Below are 16,112 nucleotides of genomic sequence, written 5' to 3' on the forward strand. Positions count from 1 at the left end.
CCGGGAGGCCTGAGCCGTGCCGGGCAACGTGCAGGCGGTCGAGCGCGCCGCCGCCGTCCTCTCCCTGGTCGCGTCCGCGAGCAGGCCCCTCGGCCTCGCCGACATCGCGGCCGCCGTCGACCTCCCCAAGTCGACGGTCCACGGCCTCCTCACGACGTTGCGCTCCATCGGGTGGATCGAGCAGGACCGACCCACCGGCGCCTACCGCGCCGCGCGGTCGATGGCCGGCCTCGCGCAGGGCCTCGACGTCGCCGACCTCCGCAGCGCGGCCACGCCCTGGATGGACAGCCTGGCCGCCCAGACCGGGCTCGAGGTGCACCTCAGCCGCCTGGAGGGCATCGAGGGCATGGTCGTGCAGCACGTCTACCGTCCCGACAACAGCCCCCAGCGGCTCAGGGTCGGCGAGCGGCTCCCGCTCCACGCGACCGCGAGCGGCAAGGTGCTGCTGGCGCACGCCCGACCCGGCCTGCTGGACCTGGAGGCGCGCCCCGAACGCTTCACCCGGCACACCCTGGTCGACGAGGACGAGGTCGGCACCGAGCTCGAGCAGGCGCGCACCGACGGCTACGCCGTCGAGGTCGGCGAGTACTACCCCGACGTCTCCTCGGTCGCGGTGCCGGTGCGTGACGCGCTCGGCGACCCGGTCGCCGCGCTGGCGGTGCTCGGGCCGCGGGCGGAGCTCACCCTGGGCACCGGACGGCCGGACGTCGTCACCCCGCTGATCCGGGCCGCCGGGTCGATCTCCCGCGCGCTGTGGGTGTCGGCATGACGACCCGTCGGCTGATCGCGGCGATCGACCAGGGCACCGGCTCCACCCGGTGCCTGCTCTTCGACGAGTCGGGGCAGCTGGTCAGCATGGCCCAGCGCGAGCACACCCAGCACCACCCGCAGCCGGGGTGGTCCGAGCACGACGCCGCCGAGATCTGGTCCAACGTCCGGCGCGTGGTGCCGGAGGCGCTGGCCGACGCCGGGGCCACCCCGGCCGACGTCGTCGCGCTCGGGATCGCCAACCAGCGGGAGTCCTGCCTGCTGTGGGACCGGTCCACGGGGCAGCCCCTCTCGCCCGTCATCACGTGGGAGGACACCCGCGCCTCCGTGGTGGTCGACCGGGTCATCGCCGACGGCCACCACGACGCCGTGCTGGCCGCGACCGGCATCCCTCCGAGCACCTACTTCGCGGCCTCCCGCGTGCGGTGGCTGCTCGACACCGTGCCCGACCTCGAGCAGCGATCCGTGCGGGGCGAGGTGGCCTTCGGCACGATGGAGTCCTGGCTGATCTGGAACCTCGCGGGCGTCCACGTCACCGACGTCACCAACGCCAGCCGCACCAACCTGATGAACATCGAGGCGCTGGCGTGGGACCCCGACATGCTGGGTGTCTTCGGGATCCCCGAGGAGGTGCTGCCGGAGATCCGCACCACCGCGGAGACCTACGGCAAGTGCCAGGACGTCCTTCCCGGCGTGCCGATCACCGCAGCGATGGGCGACCAGCAGGCCGCGCTCTTCGGGCAGACGTGCTTCGACGTCGGGGAGAGCAAGTGCACCTTCGGCACCGGTGCCTTCCTGCTCGTCAACACCGGGCACGTCCCCCGCAGGTCGCAGGCCGGCCTCCTCTCCACCGTGGCCTACGTGCTCCCGGGCGAGGAGCCGGTCTTCGCGCTCGAGGGATCGGTCGCGGTGACGGGTTCCCTCGTGCAGTGGTGTCGCGACAGCCTCGGGCTGGTGACGACGGCCCCTGGGATCGAGACGCTGGCGAGGACCGTGGACGACAACGGCGGGTGCTACGTCGTGCCCGCGTTCTCCGGGCTCTACGCGCCGCACTGGGATCCCGCGGCCCGCGGCGTGATCGTGGGGCTGACGTCGTTCGTCAACCGTGGCCACCTCGCCCGCGGCGTCCTGGAGGCGACTGCGTGGCAGACCGCGGACGTCGTGGCCGCCATCCAAGGAGTGCTGGACCAGCCGCTGCTGTCGCTGCGTGCCGACGGCGGGATGACCACCAACCACCTGCTCATGCAGACCGTGGCCGACGTGCTCGACCTCCGCGTCGAGCGACCGCTCTATGCCGAGACGGTGTCGGTCGGCGCGGCCTACGCCGCCGGGTTGAGCGTCGGCGTGTGGTCCGACCTGGACTCGCTGCGCAGGCTGTGGCGCCGGGCGTGCAGCTGGGAGCCGCAGATGGACTCCGAGACCCGCGAGCGTGAACGCGCGCGCTGGACGCACGCCGTGGAGCGGGCGCAGGGCTGGATGGACAGCAGCGATACCGTCCGTGCATGACCTCGCCCCACACCGACACCGAGCTGATCGAGCAGGCCCGCGCCTGGGCCGCCGAGGACCCCGACGAGCAGACCCGGGCCGAGCTCGATGCCGTCGTCGCCGCCGCCGAGCGCGGTGAGGAGACCGACCTCGCCGACCGCTTCGCCGGCACGCTCGAGTTCGGCACCGCGGGCCTGCGCGGCGCGCTGGGCGCCGGGCCCAACCGGATGAACCGGGTCGTGGTCACCCGCGCGGCGGCCGGCCTGGCGGCGTACCTGAAGGACACCGGCCACAGCGGCGGGTCCGTCGTGATCGGCTTCGACGCCCGCTACAACTCCGACGTCTTCGCGCGCGACACCGCCGAGATCATGACCGGCGCGGGCTTCAAGGCGCTCGTGATGCCGCGGACGCTGCCCACTCCCCTGCTGGCCTTCGCGATCCGCGAGCTCGGCTGCGCGGCGGGCGTGATGGTCACCGCCAGCCACAACCCGCCGCAGGACAACGGCTACAAGGTCTACCTCGGCGACGGCAGCCAGATCGTGCCGCCGGCCGACAGCGAGATCGCCGACCGGATCGCCGCCGTCGGCCCGCTCGCCGGCCTGCCCCGTGGCGACGCCGGGAAGGTCGTCGGCGAGGAGATCGTCGACCGCTACCTCGACACCGTCGCCGAGCTCGCCGAGGACGGCCCCCGCGACCTCCGCGTCGTCTACACCCCGCTGCACGGCGTCGGGGGTACGACGGTCGCGCAGGTGCTGGAGACCGCCGGGTTCGACGCACCCCACGTCGTCGAGCAGCAGGAGCACCCCGACCCCGACTTCCCGACCGTCGCCTTCCCCAACCCGGAGGAGCCGGGCGCGATGGACCTCGCGATGGCGTTGGCGGCGGAGAAGAAGGCCGACTTCGTGGTCGCCAACGACCCCGACGCCGACCGGTGCGCCGTCGCCGTGCCCGACGCGCACGGCTGGCGGATGCTGCGCGGCGACGAGGTGGGCGCGCTGCTGGCCCACCACCTGATCGCGCGCGGCCGGACGGGCACCTACGCCAACTCGATCGTGTCCTCGAGCCTGCTCGGCAAGATGGCCGCCGCCGCCGGCCAGCCGCACGAGGAGACGCTGACCGGCTTCAAGTGGATCGGTCGCGTCGAGGGCCTCGCCTTCGGCTACGAGGAGGCGCTCGGCTACTGCTGCGACCCCGAGCACGTGAAGGACAAGGACGGCGTGTCCGCGCTGCTGCTGGTGTGCGAGCTCGCCGCGCAGGCCAAGGCCGACGGCCGCGGCCTCACCGACATCCTCGACGACATCGCCCACCAGCACGGGCTGCACGCCACCGACCAGCTCTCGGTGCGCTTCGACGACCTGTCCGACATCCCGGCGACCATGGACCGGCTGCGCAGCACTCCCCCGACCAGCCTCGGCGGCCTCGCCGTGGAGAAGGTCGAGGACCTCTCCGAGGGCACCGAGACGCTGCCGCCCACCGACGGCCTGCGCTACTCCCTCGCCGAGGGCGCCCGGGTGATCGTCCGACCGAGCGGCACCGAGCCGAAGGTGAAGTGCTACCTCGAGGTCGTCATCCCTGTCGACGAGGACGTCGACGCGGCCCGGATCTCCGCGGCCGGCCGGCTCGACGCGATCACCGCCGACCTGCGGACCACCGCCTTCGGCGGTTGAGGTGCGAGCGCTCGCGCTCATCCTGGCTGCCGGGCTGCTGACGGCCGCCCCGGCGGCATCGTCGTACGCCGAGAGCGCGCCGCGCACGTTGCTGGTCGGGCCGGGGCGTGCGCTCGCCACGCCGAGCGCGGCGGCGGCTGTCGCCCGTGACGGCGACACCGTGCTCATCGACGCCGGCACCTACTCCGGCGACGTGGCGACCTGGACCCAGGACGACCTCACCCTGCGCGGGGTCGGCGGACGGGCCCACCTGCGCGCCGACGGCAACGACGCCCAGGGCAAGGCGATCTGGGTGATCGCCGGCGACCGCACGACGGTCGACCGGATCGAGTTCAGCGGGGCCACGGTGCCCGACCAGAACGGTGCGGGCATCCGGCAGGAGGGCACCGACCTCACCGTCACCCGCAGCTGGTTCCACGACAACGAGGACGGCATCCTCACCGGCGCCGACCCCGCGAGCGACATCGTCATCACCCGGTCGCGGTTCGTCGACAACGGCTTCGGCGACGGCTACTCGCACAACCTCTACGTCGGCGCGGTGCGGTCCCTGACCGTGAAGGGCAGCTGGTTCGGCGGCGCCGCGACCGGCCACGAGATCAAGTCGCGCGCCGCGCGCACCACGATCGTCGCCAACCACATCACCGACGGCGACTCGACCGCGAGCTACTCCATCGACCTGCCCAACGGCGGGCTGTCACTGGTCGCCGGCAACGTCGTCGTGCAGGGGCCGCGCTCCGAGAACCCGGCGCTCGTCTCCTACGGTGCCGAGGGCCTGAGCAACCCCTCCCGCACCCTGTGGGTCGTCAACAACACGTTCGTCAACCGGCGCACGTCCGGCACCTTCGTCGCGCTCGCCGACGGCAGTCGTGCCCGCCTGCGCAACAACCTCCTCGTCGGACCCGGCGACCTGACCAGCGGCCCGGCGAAGGCGCGCGCCAACCGCCGCGTCCGCACGTCGTCGTTCGTCGACGCGACCGGCGAGGACTTCCGGCTCACCGCGTCGTCGCCCGCCGTCGACCGCGGCGTCCGGGTGCCGGCCCGCTGGCGCCCCCGCTGGGAGTACGTCGACCGCGCCGGGCTGGCCCGCCGCCCGGTCGTCGGGAGGGTCGACCTCGGTGCCCTCGAACGGCCCTGACGGCGCCCGGCCACCGGCTAGTCTCGCTGCCATGGTCCGGACGTGGTGCGAGGTGACGGCGGCGTTCGTGCTGTCGGTCGTCGCCGGGGTGTCCCTGGCGTCCACCATGCCCGACCTGACGGCCCAGGCGGTCGTGGCCCTCGCCGCGCTCGTGGCGGCCACCGCGCCGGCGGCCTCGCGCGCCCTCCTCGCGGTCCCGGACGCCGGTCCGCTCTCCCTCCTGCCGCGCCGTCGCGCGGCCGATGTGCCCCTCGTGCTCGCCGGGCGCACCACCGACGTGGTGCACCACCCCGCGCGACCGCGTGCTCCCGGACTGGTCTGACCCGTCGCCCCCGGCGACGTCCGACCCGACCCGTCCCTTCCTCGTCCTTCAGCCGTCCAGGAGCCCGCATGTCCCCGCTCGCCCCCGTCAAGCACGCCCTCGCCGCCGTCCTCGCGTCAGCCCACGACGCCCTCACCTCGCTCGGCGCCGCGCCCGGCGCAGCCGTCACCTGGCTGCTCTGCGTCGCCGCGGTCGTCGTCCTCGTCCGCACCGCGCTGCTGCCGTTCGTGATCCACGGCGTCCGCCAGGCGCACGCCGGTGCCCGCGCCCGGCCCCACATGCGCGAGCTCTCCGAGCGCTACAAGGGCAAGACCGACGCCGACAGCGTGCGCAAGATGCTCGAGGAGCGTCGGCAGCTGTCCGAGGAGCACGGTGTCAGCCGGCTCGGCTGCCTGCCGCTGCTCCTCCAGCTGCCCGTGTGGATCGGGCTCTACCACCTGCTCTCCGAGGTCGCGTCCGGGGAGCCGGTCGGCGCCATGGGCCAGGACCTGGTCTCCTCGTTCGGCGACGCCACGGTTTTCGGCGTCTCGCTGGCCGACCACGGCTACGTCGGCTCCGGGGGCGCCCACCTGGCCGTCGTCGCCGGCCTGGCCGCCGTCGCGGCGACCCTCTCGTTCGTCACCCAGCACTACTTCGTCGCCCCCAACACCACCACCGAGGGGATGCCCGAGACGATGGTGACGGTCCAGCGGCTGATGCCCGGCCTGTCGGCCGCCGGCATCCTCGTCTCGGCGGGAGTCGTCCCCGTCGCGCTCCTCGCCTACTGGACCTTCAGCTCGGCCTGGACCCTCTGCCAGTCGGCGATCGTGATGCGGTGGTTCCCCACGCCGGGAACTGAGGCCGCCCGCCGCGCCGAGCTCAGGGCATGAGGACGAGGTTGCCGACCTTGCGGCCCGAGTCGACGACCCGGTGCGCCTCGGCGACGTCGTCGAGGGGCAGGGTGCGGTCGACCACGGCTCGCAGCTCCCCGGCGGCCAGCCGGTCGAGCAGCCAGGTGAACACGACCGGGTCCTCCGAGGAGGTACCCGTCCGGACCTGCCTGCGCGGGAGCACCGTGTCGAGGAGCCCGGCGACGACCAGGACGAGCGTGCCGCCCTCGGCGAGCAGCCGACGGCCGGAGGTCGGGCCGAGGTTGCCCACCGCGTCCAGCACGACGTCGTACGACGCCGGGAGGTCGGTCACGGAGGTCACCGCGTGGTCGACGACCTCGACAGCCCCGAGCGAGCGGACGAGGTCCTCGTTGCGGCCGCTCGTCACGGCCGTCACGTGGGCGCCGGCGAGGCGCGCGAGCTGGACGGCCGCGGTCCCGACGGCGCCGGACGCCCCGTTGACGAGCACCCGCCGGCCGGGCCCGACGAGGTCGTGCAGGAAGTGCCGCGCGGTGCTGCCGCCGAAGAGGATGGCCGCCGCCTGCACGTGGTCGACACCCTCCGGCTTGTGGCACGCCCGGTCGGCCCGTGCCGCGACGAGCTCGGCGTGGGCCCCCATCGCGACTCCCGTCATGCCGCAGACCTCGTCGCCGACGGCGAAGCCCTCGACGCCGGCTCCGACCGCCTCGACGACGCCGGAGTAGACCACGCCCAGGACCTGCCGGCGCGGCCCGCGGATGCCCAGCGCCAGGCGACCGGGCAGGGCGAACCCGCGCGGGAACCGGCAGCCCCGGATCCGCGCGTCGCCGGAGTTGAGGGCGGTGGCGCGCACCCTCACCAGGAGGCGTCCCGTGCCGGCGACCGGGTCGGCCACCTCGCGCACGTCGACCACCTCGGGCGGTCCGTAGCGCTCCACGACGGCAGCCTTCATGACCTCTCCCCTTACACCTGTAAGCCTGTTCTCGAGCAGAGTAGCCTTACGCCTGTAAGCCAGCCAAATGAGGAGCCGCCATGTCCAGACCACCGCTCTCCAGCGAGCGCGTGATCGACGCCGCCAGCCGGGTCGCCGACGCCGGCGGCCTGGCCGGGGTGAGCATGCGTACGGTGGGCCGCGAGCTCGGCGTGGAGGCGATGTCGCTCTACCACCACGTCGCGAGCAAGGACGCCCTCCTCGACGGGCTGGCCGACTGGATCTTCGCCCGCATCGAGACCCCGACGGTCGGCGGCGCGTGGCGCGAGCAGATGGAGGCGCGGGCCCGCTCGGCGCGCGCGGTGCTGGCCGCGCATCCGTGGGGCCTCGGCCTGATCGAGTCGCGTCGCTCCCCCGGCCCGGCGAACCTCCACCACCACGACGCGGTGCTCGGCTGCCTGCGCACCGCGGGCTTCTCCGTGGCCCTCGCCGCGCACGCCTTCTCCGTCCTGGACGCCTACGTCTACGGCTTCGTGCTGACCGAGGTGAACCTGCCCTTCCAGCCCGGCGAGCCGGCGGAGGACTTCGTCGAGGGGCTGGGCCTGGTCATGGCCGAGCACCCGCACCTCGCCGAGATGGTCGCCGAGCAGATCGTCGGGCGCGACTACGCCTACGGCGACGAGTTCGACTACGGCCTCGCGCTCGTCCTCGACGGCCTCGAGGCGCGCTTCAGATCCCCCGGCGGTTGAGGAGCGAGCCTCGAATCCCCGCCTAGAGGAAGAACGACACCAGCAGCACGACGACGGCACCCGCGATCAGGCCGATCGGCAGCCACGCGCGCTCACGTCGTACGGCGTCGGGCAGCGCCAGCTGCTCCTTCGAGCCGGCCCGCACCCCGGCCGCCGTGCGCGCGTCGTCGACGAGCGCGTAGAGGCGCTGCTCGACGAAGTCGGCGTAGGGCATGCCGTCCGTCGGCCCCTCGTCGTCCTTGGAGCCGTGGCGCGACACGATCGCCTTGCGCCAGGTGCGGCCGACCACGGTGGACACCCAGCGGCGGTCGTCGGCGCGCACGGCCAGGACCTGCCGCACGGCCATCTCCTCGATCGCGGCGAGGCGGATGTGGACGGTCTCGACGAGGTTGCGCATGACCAGGTGGTCGCCGGCCACCCAGAGGGCGGGGCGGAGCATCGCGGCCCACGCCAGCACGCCCACGAGAAGGGCTCCGCCGGCGACCCAGAGGGGGAAGCCGTCGTCGCGGTAGGCGACTCCGGCGACCACCACGACGAGGGCCAGGACCACGGTCAGCCACCCCGTCACCCGGCCACTGGTCGCGTGGAAACGCTCCACGGCGGCGTCCGGGTCGTCCTGCACGGGTGCCATGTTCTCCTCATCGATTTGGGCAGAGTTTGGCCCTCCGCGGATTGTCGGGGGCCTTCCCGCCAACTCTATGCTGGGTCGGTGACGCCCACTGCCAGCTCAACGGCGAGCAGCACCTCCACGCACGGGGTCTTCGACGACGTCGTGCGCTCGGACTCCTCGCTCCGCCGATTCCTCCACGGACTCCCCGGGGTCGACCAGGTCGGGTGCGAGGCCCGCGCCGCCGGTCTCGGCACCCGGTCCATCAAGACCACGTCGAAGGCCTACGCCATCGACCTGGCCATCCGCATGGTCGACCTGACCACGCTCGAGGGCCAGGACACCCCCGGCAAGGTCCGCGCGCTCGCCTCCAAGGCGATGCGCCCCGACCCGGCCGACCCGAGCTGCCCCGCCACCGCCGCCGTCTGCGTCTACCCCGACATGGTCGCGACCGCCAAGGAGACCCTCGGCGACAGCGGCGTGCACGTCGCGGCCGTGGCCACGGCGTTCCCGAGCGGCCGTGCGGCGATGGACATCAAGCTCGCCGACACCCGTGACGCCGTCGAGGCCGGTGCCGACGAGATCGACATGGTCATCGACCGTGGCGCCTTCCTCTCCGGTCGCTACCTCCAGGTCTTCGAGGAGATCGCCCAGGTCCGCGAGGCCTGTGGCGACGCGCACCTCAAGGTGATCTTCGAGACCGGCGAGCTGCAGACCTACGACAACGTCCGCCGTGCCAGCTGGCTCGCGATGATGGCCGGCGGCCACTTCATCAAGACCTCCACCGGCAAGGTGCAGCCGGCCGCGACGCTGCCCGTCACGCTGATCATGCTCGAGGCGGTGCGCGACTTCCGCGAGCAGACCGGCCAGATGATCGGCGTGAAGCCCGCCGGCGGCATCAAGACCACCAAGGACGCCATCAAGTACCTCGTGATGGTCAACGAGATCTGCGGCGAGGACTGGCTCGACCCCGACTGGTTCCGCTTCGGTGCGTCCACGCTGCTCAACGACCTGCTGATGCAGCGCACCAAGATGACGACCGGCCGCTACTCCGGTCCCGACTACTTCACGCTGGACTGAGGCTTCGTGAGCGAGCGTCAGCGAGTGAACCATCAAGCACAGAATCTTCGGGCCCCGTTCGTGCCCGGAACGAAGTGAGGACACGAATGGGATTTGAGTACGCCCCCGCACCCGAGTCGCGCGCGATCGTCGACATCAAGCCGTCCTACGGCCTCTTCATCAACGGCGAGTTCGTCGACGGCAACGGCACGTCCTTCAAGACGATCAACCCCGCGACCGAGGAGGTCCTCGCCGAGGTCGCCGAGGCCAGCGACGCGGACGTCGACGAGGCCGTCAAGGCCGCCCGCCGCGCCTACACCCGCGTCTGGTCGCGGATGTCCGGCGCCGAGCGCGCCAAGTACCTCTACCGGATCGCCCGGATCATCCAGGAGCGCGGCCGCGAGCTCGCCGTCCTGGAGTCGATCGACAACGGCAAGCCGATCAAGGAGTCGCGCGACGTCGACGTGCCGATCGTCGCGGCGCACTTCTTCTACTACGCCGGCTGGGCCGACAAGCTGAAGTACTCCGGCTACGGCGAGACCCCGCTCGGCGTCGCCGGCCAGGTCATCCCGTGGAACTTCCCGCTGCTGATGCTGGCGTGGAAGATCGCCCCGGCCCTCGCGTGCGGCAACACCGTCGTACTGAAGCCGGCGGAGACCACTCCGCTGACCGCGCTCCTCTTCGCCGAGATCTGCCAGCAGGCCGACCTCCCGCCCGGCGTCGTCAACATCGTCACCGGCGCCGGCGAGACCGGCCGCGCGATCGTGTCGCACCCCGACGTCGACAAGGTCGCCTTCACCGGCTCGACCGAGGTCGGCAAGGCGATCGCCCGCGCGGTCGCCGGCAGCGACAAGAAGGTCACCCTCGAGCTCGGCGGCAAGGCGGCCAACATCGTCTTCGACGACGCCCCGCTCGACCAGGCCGTCGAGGGCATCGTCAACGGCATCTTCTTCAACCAGGGCCACGTCTGCTGCGCGGGCTCGCGCCTGCTGGTGCAGGAGTCGGTCGCCGACGAGGTGCTCGAGCGCCTCAAGCGCCGCATGTCGACCCTGCGGATGGGCGACCCGCTCGACAAGAACACCGACATCGGCGCCATCAACTCCGGTGAGCAGCTGATGCGGATCCGCGAGCTCTCCGAGATCGGCGACGCCGAGGGGGCCGAGCGCTGGGAGGTCGCCTGCGACCTGCCCACCAAGGGCTTCTGGTTCCCGCCGACGCTCTTCACCGGCGTCTCCCAGGCCCACCGGATCGCCCGCGAGGAGATCTTCGGCCCGGTCCTGTCGGTGCTGACCTTCCGCACGCCGTCCGAGGCGGTCGAGAAGGCCAACAACACGCCGTTCGGCCTCTCCGCCGGCGTGTGGACCGACAAGGGCTCGCGCATCCTGTCCATGGCCAACCGCCTCCGCGCGGGCGTGGTCTGGGCCAACACGTTCAACAAGTTCGACCCCACCTCGCCGTTCGGCGGCTACAAGGAGTCCGGATACGGCCGCGAGGGCGGCCGCCACGGCCTCGAGGCCTACCTCAAGGGAGCTGACCAGTGAGCCGCATCGACGTCCGCAAGACCTACAAGCTCTACATCGGCGGGCAGTTCCCCCGATCCGAGTCGGGCCGCTCCTACGTCGTGAACGACAGCAAGGGCCGCCTGCTGGCCAACGCCGCGCAGGCGTCGCGCAAGGACGCCCGTGACGCCGTCGTGGCCGCCCGCGCGGCCTTCGGTGGCTGGTCGGGGAAGACGGCCTACAACCGCGCGCAGGTCGTCTACCGCATCGCCGAGGTGCTGGAGGGCCGCCGCGAGCAGTTCGAGGCCGAGATCCGGGCTTCCGAGGGCGTCACGCCGGCCAAGGCCCGCGCCGCCGTCGACGCCGCGATCGACCGCCTCGTCTGGTACGCCGGCTGGGCCGACAAGATCACCCAGGTCGTCGGCAACGCCAACCCGGTCGCCGGCCCGTACTTCAACCTGTCCACCCCGGAGCCCAGCGGCGTCATCGCCGTCGTGGCCCCCGCCGGTCCGCTCCTGGGCCTGGTCAGCGTGGTCGCGCCGCTCATCATCACCGGCAACACCGTCGTCGTGATCGCCAGCGAGGAGCACCCGCTCCCCGCGATCACGCTCGGCGAGGTGATGGCCACCAGCGACCTGCCCGGCGGCGTGGTCAACGTGCTCACCGGCTCGCGGGCCGAGATCGCCCCGTGGCTGGCGTCGCACATGGACGTCAACGGCATCGACCTCACCGGCATCACCGACGACGAGCTCGCGACCGAGCTCGAGGCCGCTGCTGCCGACAACCTGAAGCGCGTACGACGCCCGGCTCCCGACACCGACTGGACCGCCGAGCCCGGCCTCGACCGGATGACGCAGTTCCTCGAGACCAAGACGGTCTGGCACCCGATCGGCGTCTGAACGACCTCGCTCAGTGATCCCCGGCTGACCGGGGATCACTGAAGTTGTCAGGCCGTGCACGGGCCGACATGTTCAGCGAGAGCCTGACAAGTACGACCACGAGCGACGCAGAAGGCCCCCGGAGATCCTCCGGGGGCCTTCTGCGTGTGGGTGGATCAGCGGTTGAGCAACGCCGAGGCGAGCACCCCGAGGATCTCGTTGGGGTTGTTCACCAGGTAGTTCTGGCCACCGGTCGCCGCGGCGATCTGGTCGAGCTCACCGGTGTCGGCGTCCTGCGAGATGCCGATGATGATCACCTTGACCGGCTTGGCGGGGTCGCGGATCGACTTCAGCTGGTTGACCAGCGACTCCAGCGACAGCGAGGACGAGTCGTCACTTGCGCCGTCGGTGAAGATCACCACGGAGTTGAACCAGGCCGGGTCCCACTTCTCCTGCGCGTACTTGTACGCCGCGAGGGTGGTGTCCATGACGCCGGTGCCGCCCTTGACCCGGCTTATGAGCTTGTCGGCCTCGGCCCGGACCACGTCGCCGTGGGTCTGGCCGTTGGCGGCAGGTGCGTCGAGGCGGTCGAGGGTGGCGTACTCCTCCCACGAGGCACCGTTGGCGCCGCGGTTCTTGGAGAAGCCCCAGATGCCGATGCGGGCCTGCGCCGGGAAGGCGTCGAGCGCCACCTGCGAGGCCTGGACGGCTAGGCCGATGCGGGTGGTGTCGCCGATGGCGATCTTCATCGAGCCGGACAGGTCGACGACTGCCAGGATGCTCGACGGGACCGACAGCACGCGCCACTGGCGCAGGGTGTCGTCGGTGGTCTTCTGGGCCACCTTGGACAGGATCTTGGAGTCACCCATGCCGATGCCCTCGGGCAGCGGGGCGCCGTCGGGACCGCGGAGCTCGGCCTCGGCGATCGCGTCGACGCCGGCGCTGGAGGTGAACCAGCGCGAGATGGCGCGGCCGACGCGGGCGGACAGGTCGCCGCCCGAGGCGAGGATGTCCTTGCTGCCGCGGTTCACGTCGATCAGCGGGTACTGCAGCATCGGCACGCCGGTCGCCGGGGCGACGAGGGTGAGCTGGTCGTTGCTGCGGCGGGCCGCGAGGTAGGCCTGCTCGGTCGCGGGCACCAGCTGGGTGCTGGTCGCGGAGAGCGTGGTCAGGTCGGTCTCGCTGCTGCCACCGGCCACGGCACGCTCGCCGTAGGTCTGGGCGACGGGGACCGTCTTCTCCTCGATCGACTGCGCGTTCTCGCCGGTGGCCTTCATCTCGGCGTACGGCGCGAGCAGCGCCAGCGCCGAGGCGCCCTGGGCGCTCGGGTCGGCCATCGCCAGCGTGCCACCGTCGAGCGCGGCGACCCACGAGGCCGGTGCCTTGGCGGCGGGGCCGCCGACCAGGCCGACAGGGGTCTCGGCGAGGACGTCGGCGACCGGCGTGCCGGTCCAGCCCGCGGAGGTGAGCTGGCCCTTCCAGGTCGGGCTGTCCGGGATCCAGATCTCCGGCAGCTCGGCGTTGGGGTCGGCCAGCAGCGCGACGACGTCCTTGACGGTGCCCGAGGTCACCTTGATGTCGATGCACGGCTCGTCGGCGTTGACGTCCTTCACGGCCGCCTTCACCAGGTCCTCCATCACGGGGGCCGTGGTGAGCGTGACCGTCTCCGACACGCAGTCGGCGGCCTCGCTGTCGTCGCCGCCGCGCAGGGCGAAGAAGCCGACGAGGCCGATCACCAGGAGCAGCGCGAGGCCGACGAGGACGAGCGGGTTGCCGGGCAGCCCGGAACGCTTCCTCGCGTGGCCGGGGTTGTCCGCGCTTTCGGGCGCGGGAGTCGAGTCGTCAAGACTCATTGGAGTCCTCCCACAGGAACTGTCAATCGGGGGTCTGGGCGAGACTAATCTGCAGCCTGTCCCTCCGTGGCCGAACAACGAAACGAGTCAGTAACAAATGACACACGCCCAGGTGGTCGTCCTGGCGGGTCCGAGCGGCGCCGGCAAGTCACGCCTCGCCGAACGCCTCGGACTGCCGGTCCTCCGCCTCGACGACTTCTACAAGGACGGCGACGACCCCTCGCTCCCCCGGATCGCCTCCGGGGCCAACGCCGGGCTGGTCGACTGGGACCATCCCGACTCCTGGCACCAGGACGACGCGCTCGCCTCGCTGCGCGAGCTCTGCGCCATCGGCCGCAGCGAGGTGCCGGTCTACGAGATCGCCCAGAACGGCCGCTGCGGGTCCCGCACGGTCGACCTCGGCGGCAGCACGCGCTTCGTCGCGGAGGGCATCTTCGCCCCCGAGGTGGTCGCCACGTGTCGCGAGGAGGGCCTGCTCGCGGCGGCGTACTGCATTACGCAGCACCCGCTCGTCACCTTCTGGCGCCGGCTGACCCGCGACCTGCGCGAGCACCGCAAGCCCCCGCTCGTGCTCGTACGCCGCGGGGTGGCGCTGATGCGCGACCAGCAGCGCGTCGTCGCCCACGCGCTCCGGCAGGGCTGCCGCAAGGCGACCGGCGACCAGGCCTACGCCGAGCTGACCGGGTCGTGAGGTGGCCGGCGTGAGGCTCCAGCAGCCCGACCGCCGCTCCTGCGGAGCCGCCTCGCTGGTGATGGCGCGCCGCCTCGTCGACCCGCACTACGCCGCGCTCGTCGACGACCAGGCGACCTTCGCGCACGAGGCCGCCACCCTCCACCGACGCCTGACGTCCCTCGCGGACGCCGGCGGCGGCTGGCAGGTGCCCTGGCTCCGCGCGATCGGCACCCCGCCGTGGGCGGCGGCTCGCGACCTCCGCCTCCTCACCCGGGTGCCGTACGACGTCCACCCGGTGCGCCTGGGCCGCCAGGTCTGGCCGCACCTGGCCACCGTGGCCCCCGACCGGCCGGCCGTCGCCTACGTCGGCAGCCGGTTCCTCCCCCGCCACGTCGTGCTCGTGACCGCCGTGTCCGACACGGCAGCGACGACCTACGAACCGTCGTCTGGCCGGCTCCTCACCGTCGCGCGGGAGCGCTGGGAGTCGGAGCCGCTCGGGCTGGCCGGGTGGGCCCTGCCGTGGTGGGTGATCAGCCCTCGATCAGCGCGGCGTAGCCCGGCTTGACGACCTCGTCGATGATCGCGAGCCGCTCGTCGAAGGGCAGGAAGGCCGACTTCATCGCGTTGATGGTGAACCAGCGCAGGTCGGCCAGCGTGTAGCCGAACGCCTCGACCAGGCCGTACATCTCCTGGGTCATCGAGGTGCCGCTCATCAGCCGGTTGTCGGTGTTGACCGTGACGCGGAATCGCAGCTCGGTCAGCAGCCCGATCGGGTGCTCGGCGAACGACTCCGCCGCCCCGGTCTGGATGTTGGAGCTCGGGCACATCTCGAGCGGGATCCGCTTGTCGCGGACGTAGGCCGCGAGGCGGCCCAGCTCGACCGACCCGTCGTCGCCGACGGTGATGTCATCGATGATCCGCACGCCGTGGCCGAGCCGGTCGGCGCCGCACCACTGGATCGCCTGCCAGATCGACGGCAGGCCGAAGGCCTCGCCGGCGTGGATGGTGAAGTGGGCGTTCTCTCGCTGGAGGTACTCGAAGGCGTCGAGGTGGCGGGTGGGCGGGAAGCCCGCCTCCGCGCCGGCGATGTCGAAGCCCGCGACCCCGCGGTCGCGCCAGGCGATCGCGAGCTCGGCGATCTCCATCGAGCGGGCCTGGTGGCGCATCGCGGTCAGCAGCTGGCGTACGACGATCCTGCCGCCGCTGGCGGCCATGCCGGCGTCGAAGCCCTCCTGCACCGCGGCGACGACCTCGTCGAGCGTCAGCCCGCCGGTGACGTGCTGCTCGGGGGCGTAGCGGATCTCCGCGTAGACGACGCCGTCGGCGGCGAGGTCCTCGACGCACTCACGGGCGACCCGCGAGATCGAGGCGCCGGTCTGCATCACCGCGACGGTGTGGTCGAAGGTCTCGAGGTAGCGCACCAGCGAGCCGGAGTCGGCCGCCTCGGTGAACCAGCGTCCCAGCGACTCGGCGTCGTCGGCCGGGAGCGCGTGGCCGATCTCCGCGGCCAGCTCGACGATCGTCTGGGGGCGGAGCCCGCCGTCGAGGTGGTCGTGCAGCAGCACCTTGGGTGCCGCGTGCACCTGGTCGCGGGTGGGAGTGGTCATCGGACCATCCAAGCAGGAGCACTATCTTCGT

At 72.3% G+C, this 16,112-nt stretch carries 16 protein-coding genes; 12 read left to right on the forward strand and 4 right to left on the reverse strand.

Translation table 11 applies throughout. From position 1 onward, the window contains the following. Positions 1-16 precede the first annotated feature (16 nt). The 6 genes from J2X46_RS02660 to yidC all read left to right on the forward strand — a co-directional run bounded on the left by J2X46_RS02660 (position 17) and on the right by yidC (position 6,246). Positions 17-769 (forward strand): IclR family transcriptional regulator, encoded by a 753-nt coding sequence (locus J2X46_RS02660; protein WP_310246562.1) that lies wholly within the window; start codon positions 17-19, stop codon positions 767-769. Then, positions 766-2,274: a glycerol kinase GlpK gene (gene glpK / locus J2X46_RS02665; RefSeq protein ID WP_310246564.1), complete on the forward strand. Its 1,509-nt coding sequence runs from the start codon at positions 766-768 to the stop codon at positions 2,272-2,274. Before J2X46_RS02660 ends, glpK begins: the two co-directional genes overlap by 4 nt. Beyond that, on the forward strand, positions 2,271-3,920 hold the full coding sequence (locus tag J2X46_RS02670) for a phospho-sugar mutase (protein WP_310246567.1): 1,650 nt from the start codon (positions 2,271-2,273) through the stop codon (positions 3,918-3,920). Before glpK ends, J2X46_RS02670 begins: the two co-directional genes overlap by 4 nt. A gap of 1 nt (position 3,921) precedes the next feature. Then, a complete protein-coding gene (locus tag J2X46_RS02675) occupies positions 3,922-5,055 on the forward strand; it encodes a right-handed parallel beta-helix repeat-containing protein (protein WP_310246569.1) in 1,134 nt (377 codons plus the stop codon). 31 nt (positions 5,056-5,086) lie between these two features. Further along, positions 5,087-5,377: a hypothetical protein gene (locus J2X46_RS02680; RefSeq protein ID WP_310246571.1), complete on the forward strand. Its 291-nt coding sequence runs from the start codon at positions 5,087-5,089 to the stop codon at positions 5,375-5,377. A gap of 68 nt (positions 5,378-5,445) precedes the next feature. Then, positions 5,446-6,246 (forward strand): membrane protein insertase YidC, encoded by an 801-nt coding sequence (gene yidC, locus J2X46_RS02685; protein ID WP_310246572.1) that lies wholly within the window; start codon positions 5,446-5,448, stop codon positions 6,244-6,246. Here the strand turns inward: yidC and J2X46_RS02690 are convergent. Further along, positions 6,236-7,177: an NAD(P)-dependent alcohol dehydrogenase gene (locus tag J2X46_RS02690; RefSeq protein ID WP_310246573.1), complete on the reverse strand. Its 942-nt coding sequence runs from the start codon at positions 7,175-7,177 to the stop codon at positions 6,236-6,238. The genes yidC and J2X46_RS02690 overlap by 11 nt on opposite strands. Before the next feature lie 80 nt (positions 7,178-7,257). Between J2X46_RS02690 and J2X46_RS02695 the strand changes: the two genes are divergently transcribed. Beyond that, positions 7,258-7,905, forward strand: a complete 648-nt coding sequence (locus J2X46_RS02695) for a TetR/AcrR family transcriptional regulator (RefSeq protein ID WP_310246575.1) — start codon at positions 7,258-7,260, stop codon at positions 7,903-7,905. Between the two features lie 22 nt (positions 7,906-7,927). On the opposite strand, the gene J2X46_RS02700 is transcribed toward J2X46_RS02695, so the two are convergent. Then, entirely contained in the window at positions 7,928-8,536 is a 609-nt protein-coding gene (locus tag J2X46_RS02700) for a hypothetical protein (protein WP_310246577.1), read from the reverse strand. Positions 8,537-8,614: 78 nt separating this feature from the next. Here J2X46_RS02700 and deoC point away from each other — a divergent pair, with 78 nt between their 5' ends. From deoC to J2X46_RS02715, 3 genes are all read left to right on the forward strand, one after another. Continuing rightward, positions 8,615-9,592: a deoxyribose-phosphate aldolase gene (gene deoC, locus J2X46_RS02705; RefSeq protein ID WP_310246580.1), complete on the forward strand. Its 978-nt coding sequence runs from the start codon at positions 8,615-8,617 to the stop codon at positions 9,590-9,592. Positions 9,593-9,678: 86 nt separating this feature from the next. Continuing rightward, positions 9,679-11,112: an aldehyde dehydrogenase family protein gene (locus J2X46_RS02710; protein ID WP_310246584.1), complete on the forward strand. Its 1,434-nt coding sequence runs from the start codon at positions 9,679-9,681 to the stop codon at positions 11,110-11,112. Next, entirely contained in the window at positions 11,109-11,969 is an 861-nt protein-coding gene (locus tag J2X46_RS02715; protein ID WP_310246587.1) for an aldehyde dehydrogenase family protein, read from the forward strand. Before J2X46_RS02710 ends, J2X46_RS02715 begins: the two co-directional genes overlap by 4 nt. A gap of 155 nt (positions 11,970-12,124) precedes the next feature. Here the strand turns inward: J2X46_RS02715 and J2X46_RS02720 are convergent, their stop codons facing one another. Then, positions 12,125-13,801: a substrate-binding domain-containing protein gene (locus tag J2X46_RS02720; protein WP_310246589.1), complete on the reverse strand. Its 1,677-nt coding sequence runs from the start codon at positions 13,799-13,801 to the stop codon at positions 12,125-12,127. Positions 13,802-13,898: 97 nt separating this feature from the next. On the opposite strand from J2X46_RS02720, the gene J2X46_RS02725 reads away from it, so the two are divergent. Both J2X46_RS02725 and J2X46_RS02730 read left to right on the forward strand, forming a co-directional pair. Beyond that, positions 13,899-14,492 (forward strand): ATP-binding protein, encoded by a 594-nt coding sequence (locus J2X46_RS02725; protein WP_310246591.1) that lies wholly within the window; start codon positions 13,899-13,901, stop codon positions 14,490-14,492. Positions 14,493-14,502: 10 nt separating this feature from the next. Continuing rightward, positions 14,503-15,039, forward strand: a complete 537-nt coding sequence (locus J2X46_RS02730) for a hypothetical protein (RefSeq protein WP_310246593.1) — start codon at positions 14,503-14,505, stop codon at positions 15,037-15,039. Here the strand turns inward: J2X46_RS02730 and J2X46_RS02735 are convergent. Continuing rightward, the gene (locus tag J2X46_RS02735) at positions 15,005-16,081 is read right to left on the reverse strand and encodes an adenosine deaminase (RefSeq protein WP_310246595.1); all 1,077 of its coding nucleotides are present in this window, start codon (positions 16,079-16,081) and stop codon (positions 15,005-15,007) included. The two genes, J2X46_RS02730 and J2X46_RS02735, sit on opposite strands and share 35 nt — an antisense overlap. Between the last annotated feature and the right edge of the window lie 31 nt (positions 16,082-16,112).

The sequence above is a fragment of the Nocardioides sp. BE266 genome, assembly GCF_031457855.1.
Classification (GTDB): Bacteria; Actinomycetota; Actinomycetes; order Propionibacteriales; family Nocardioidaceae; genus Nocardioides.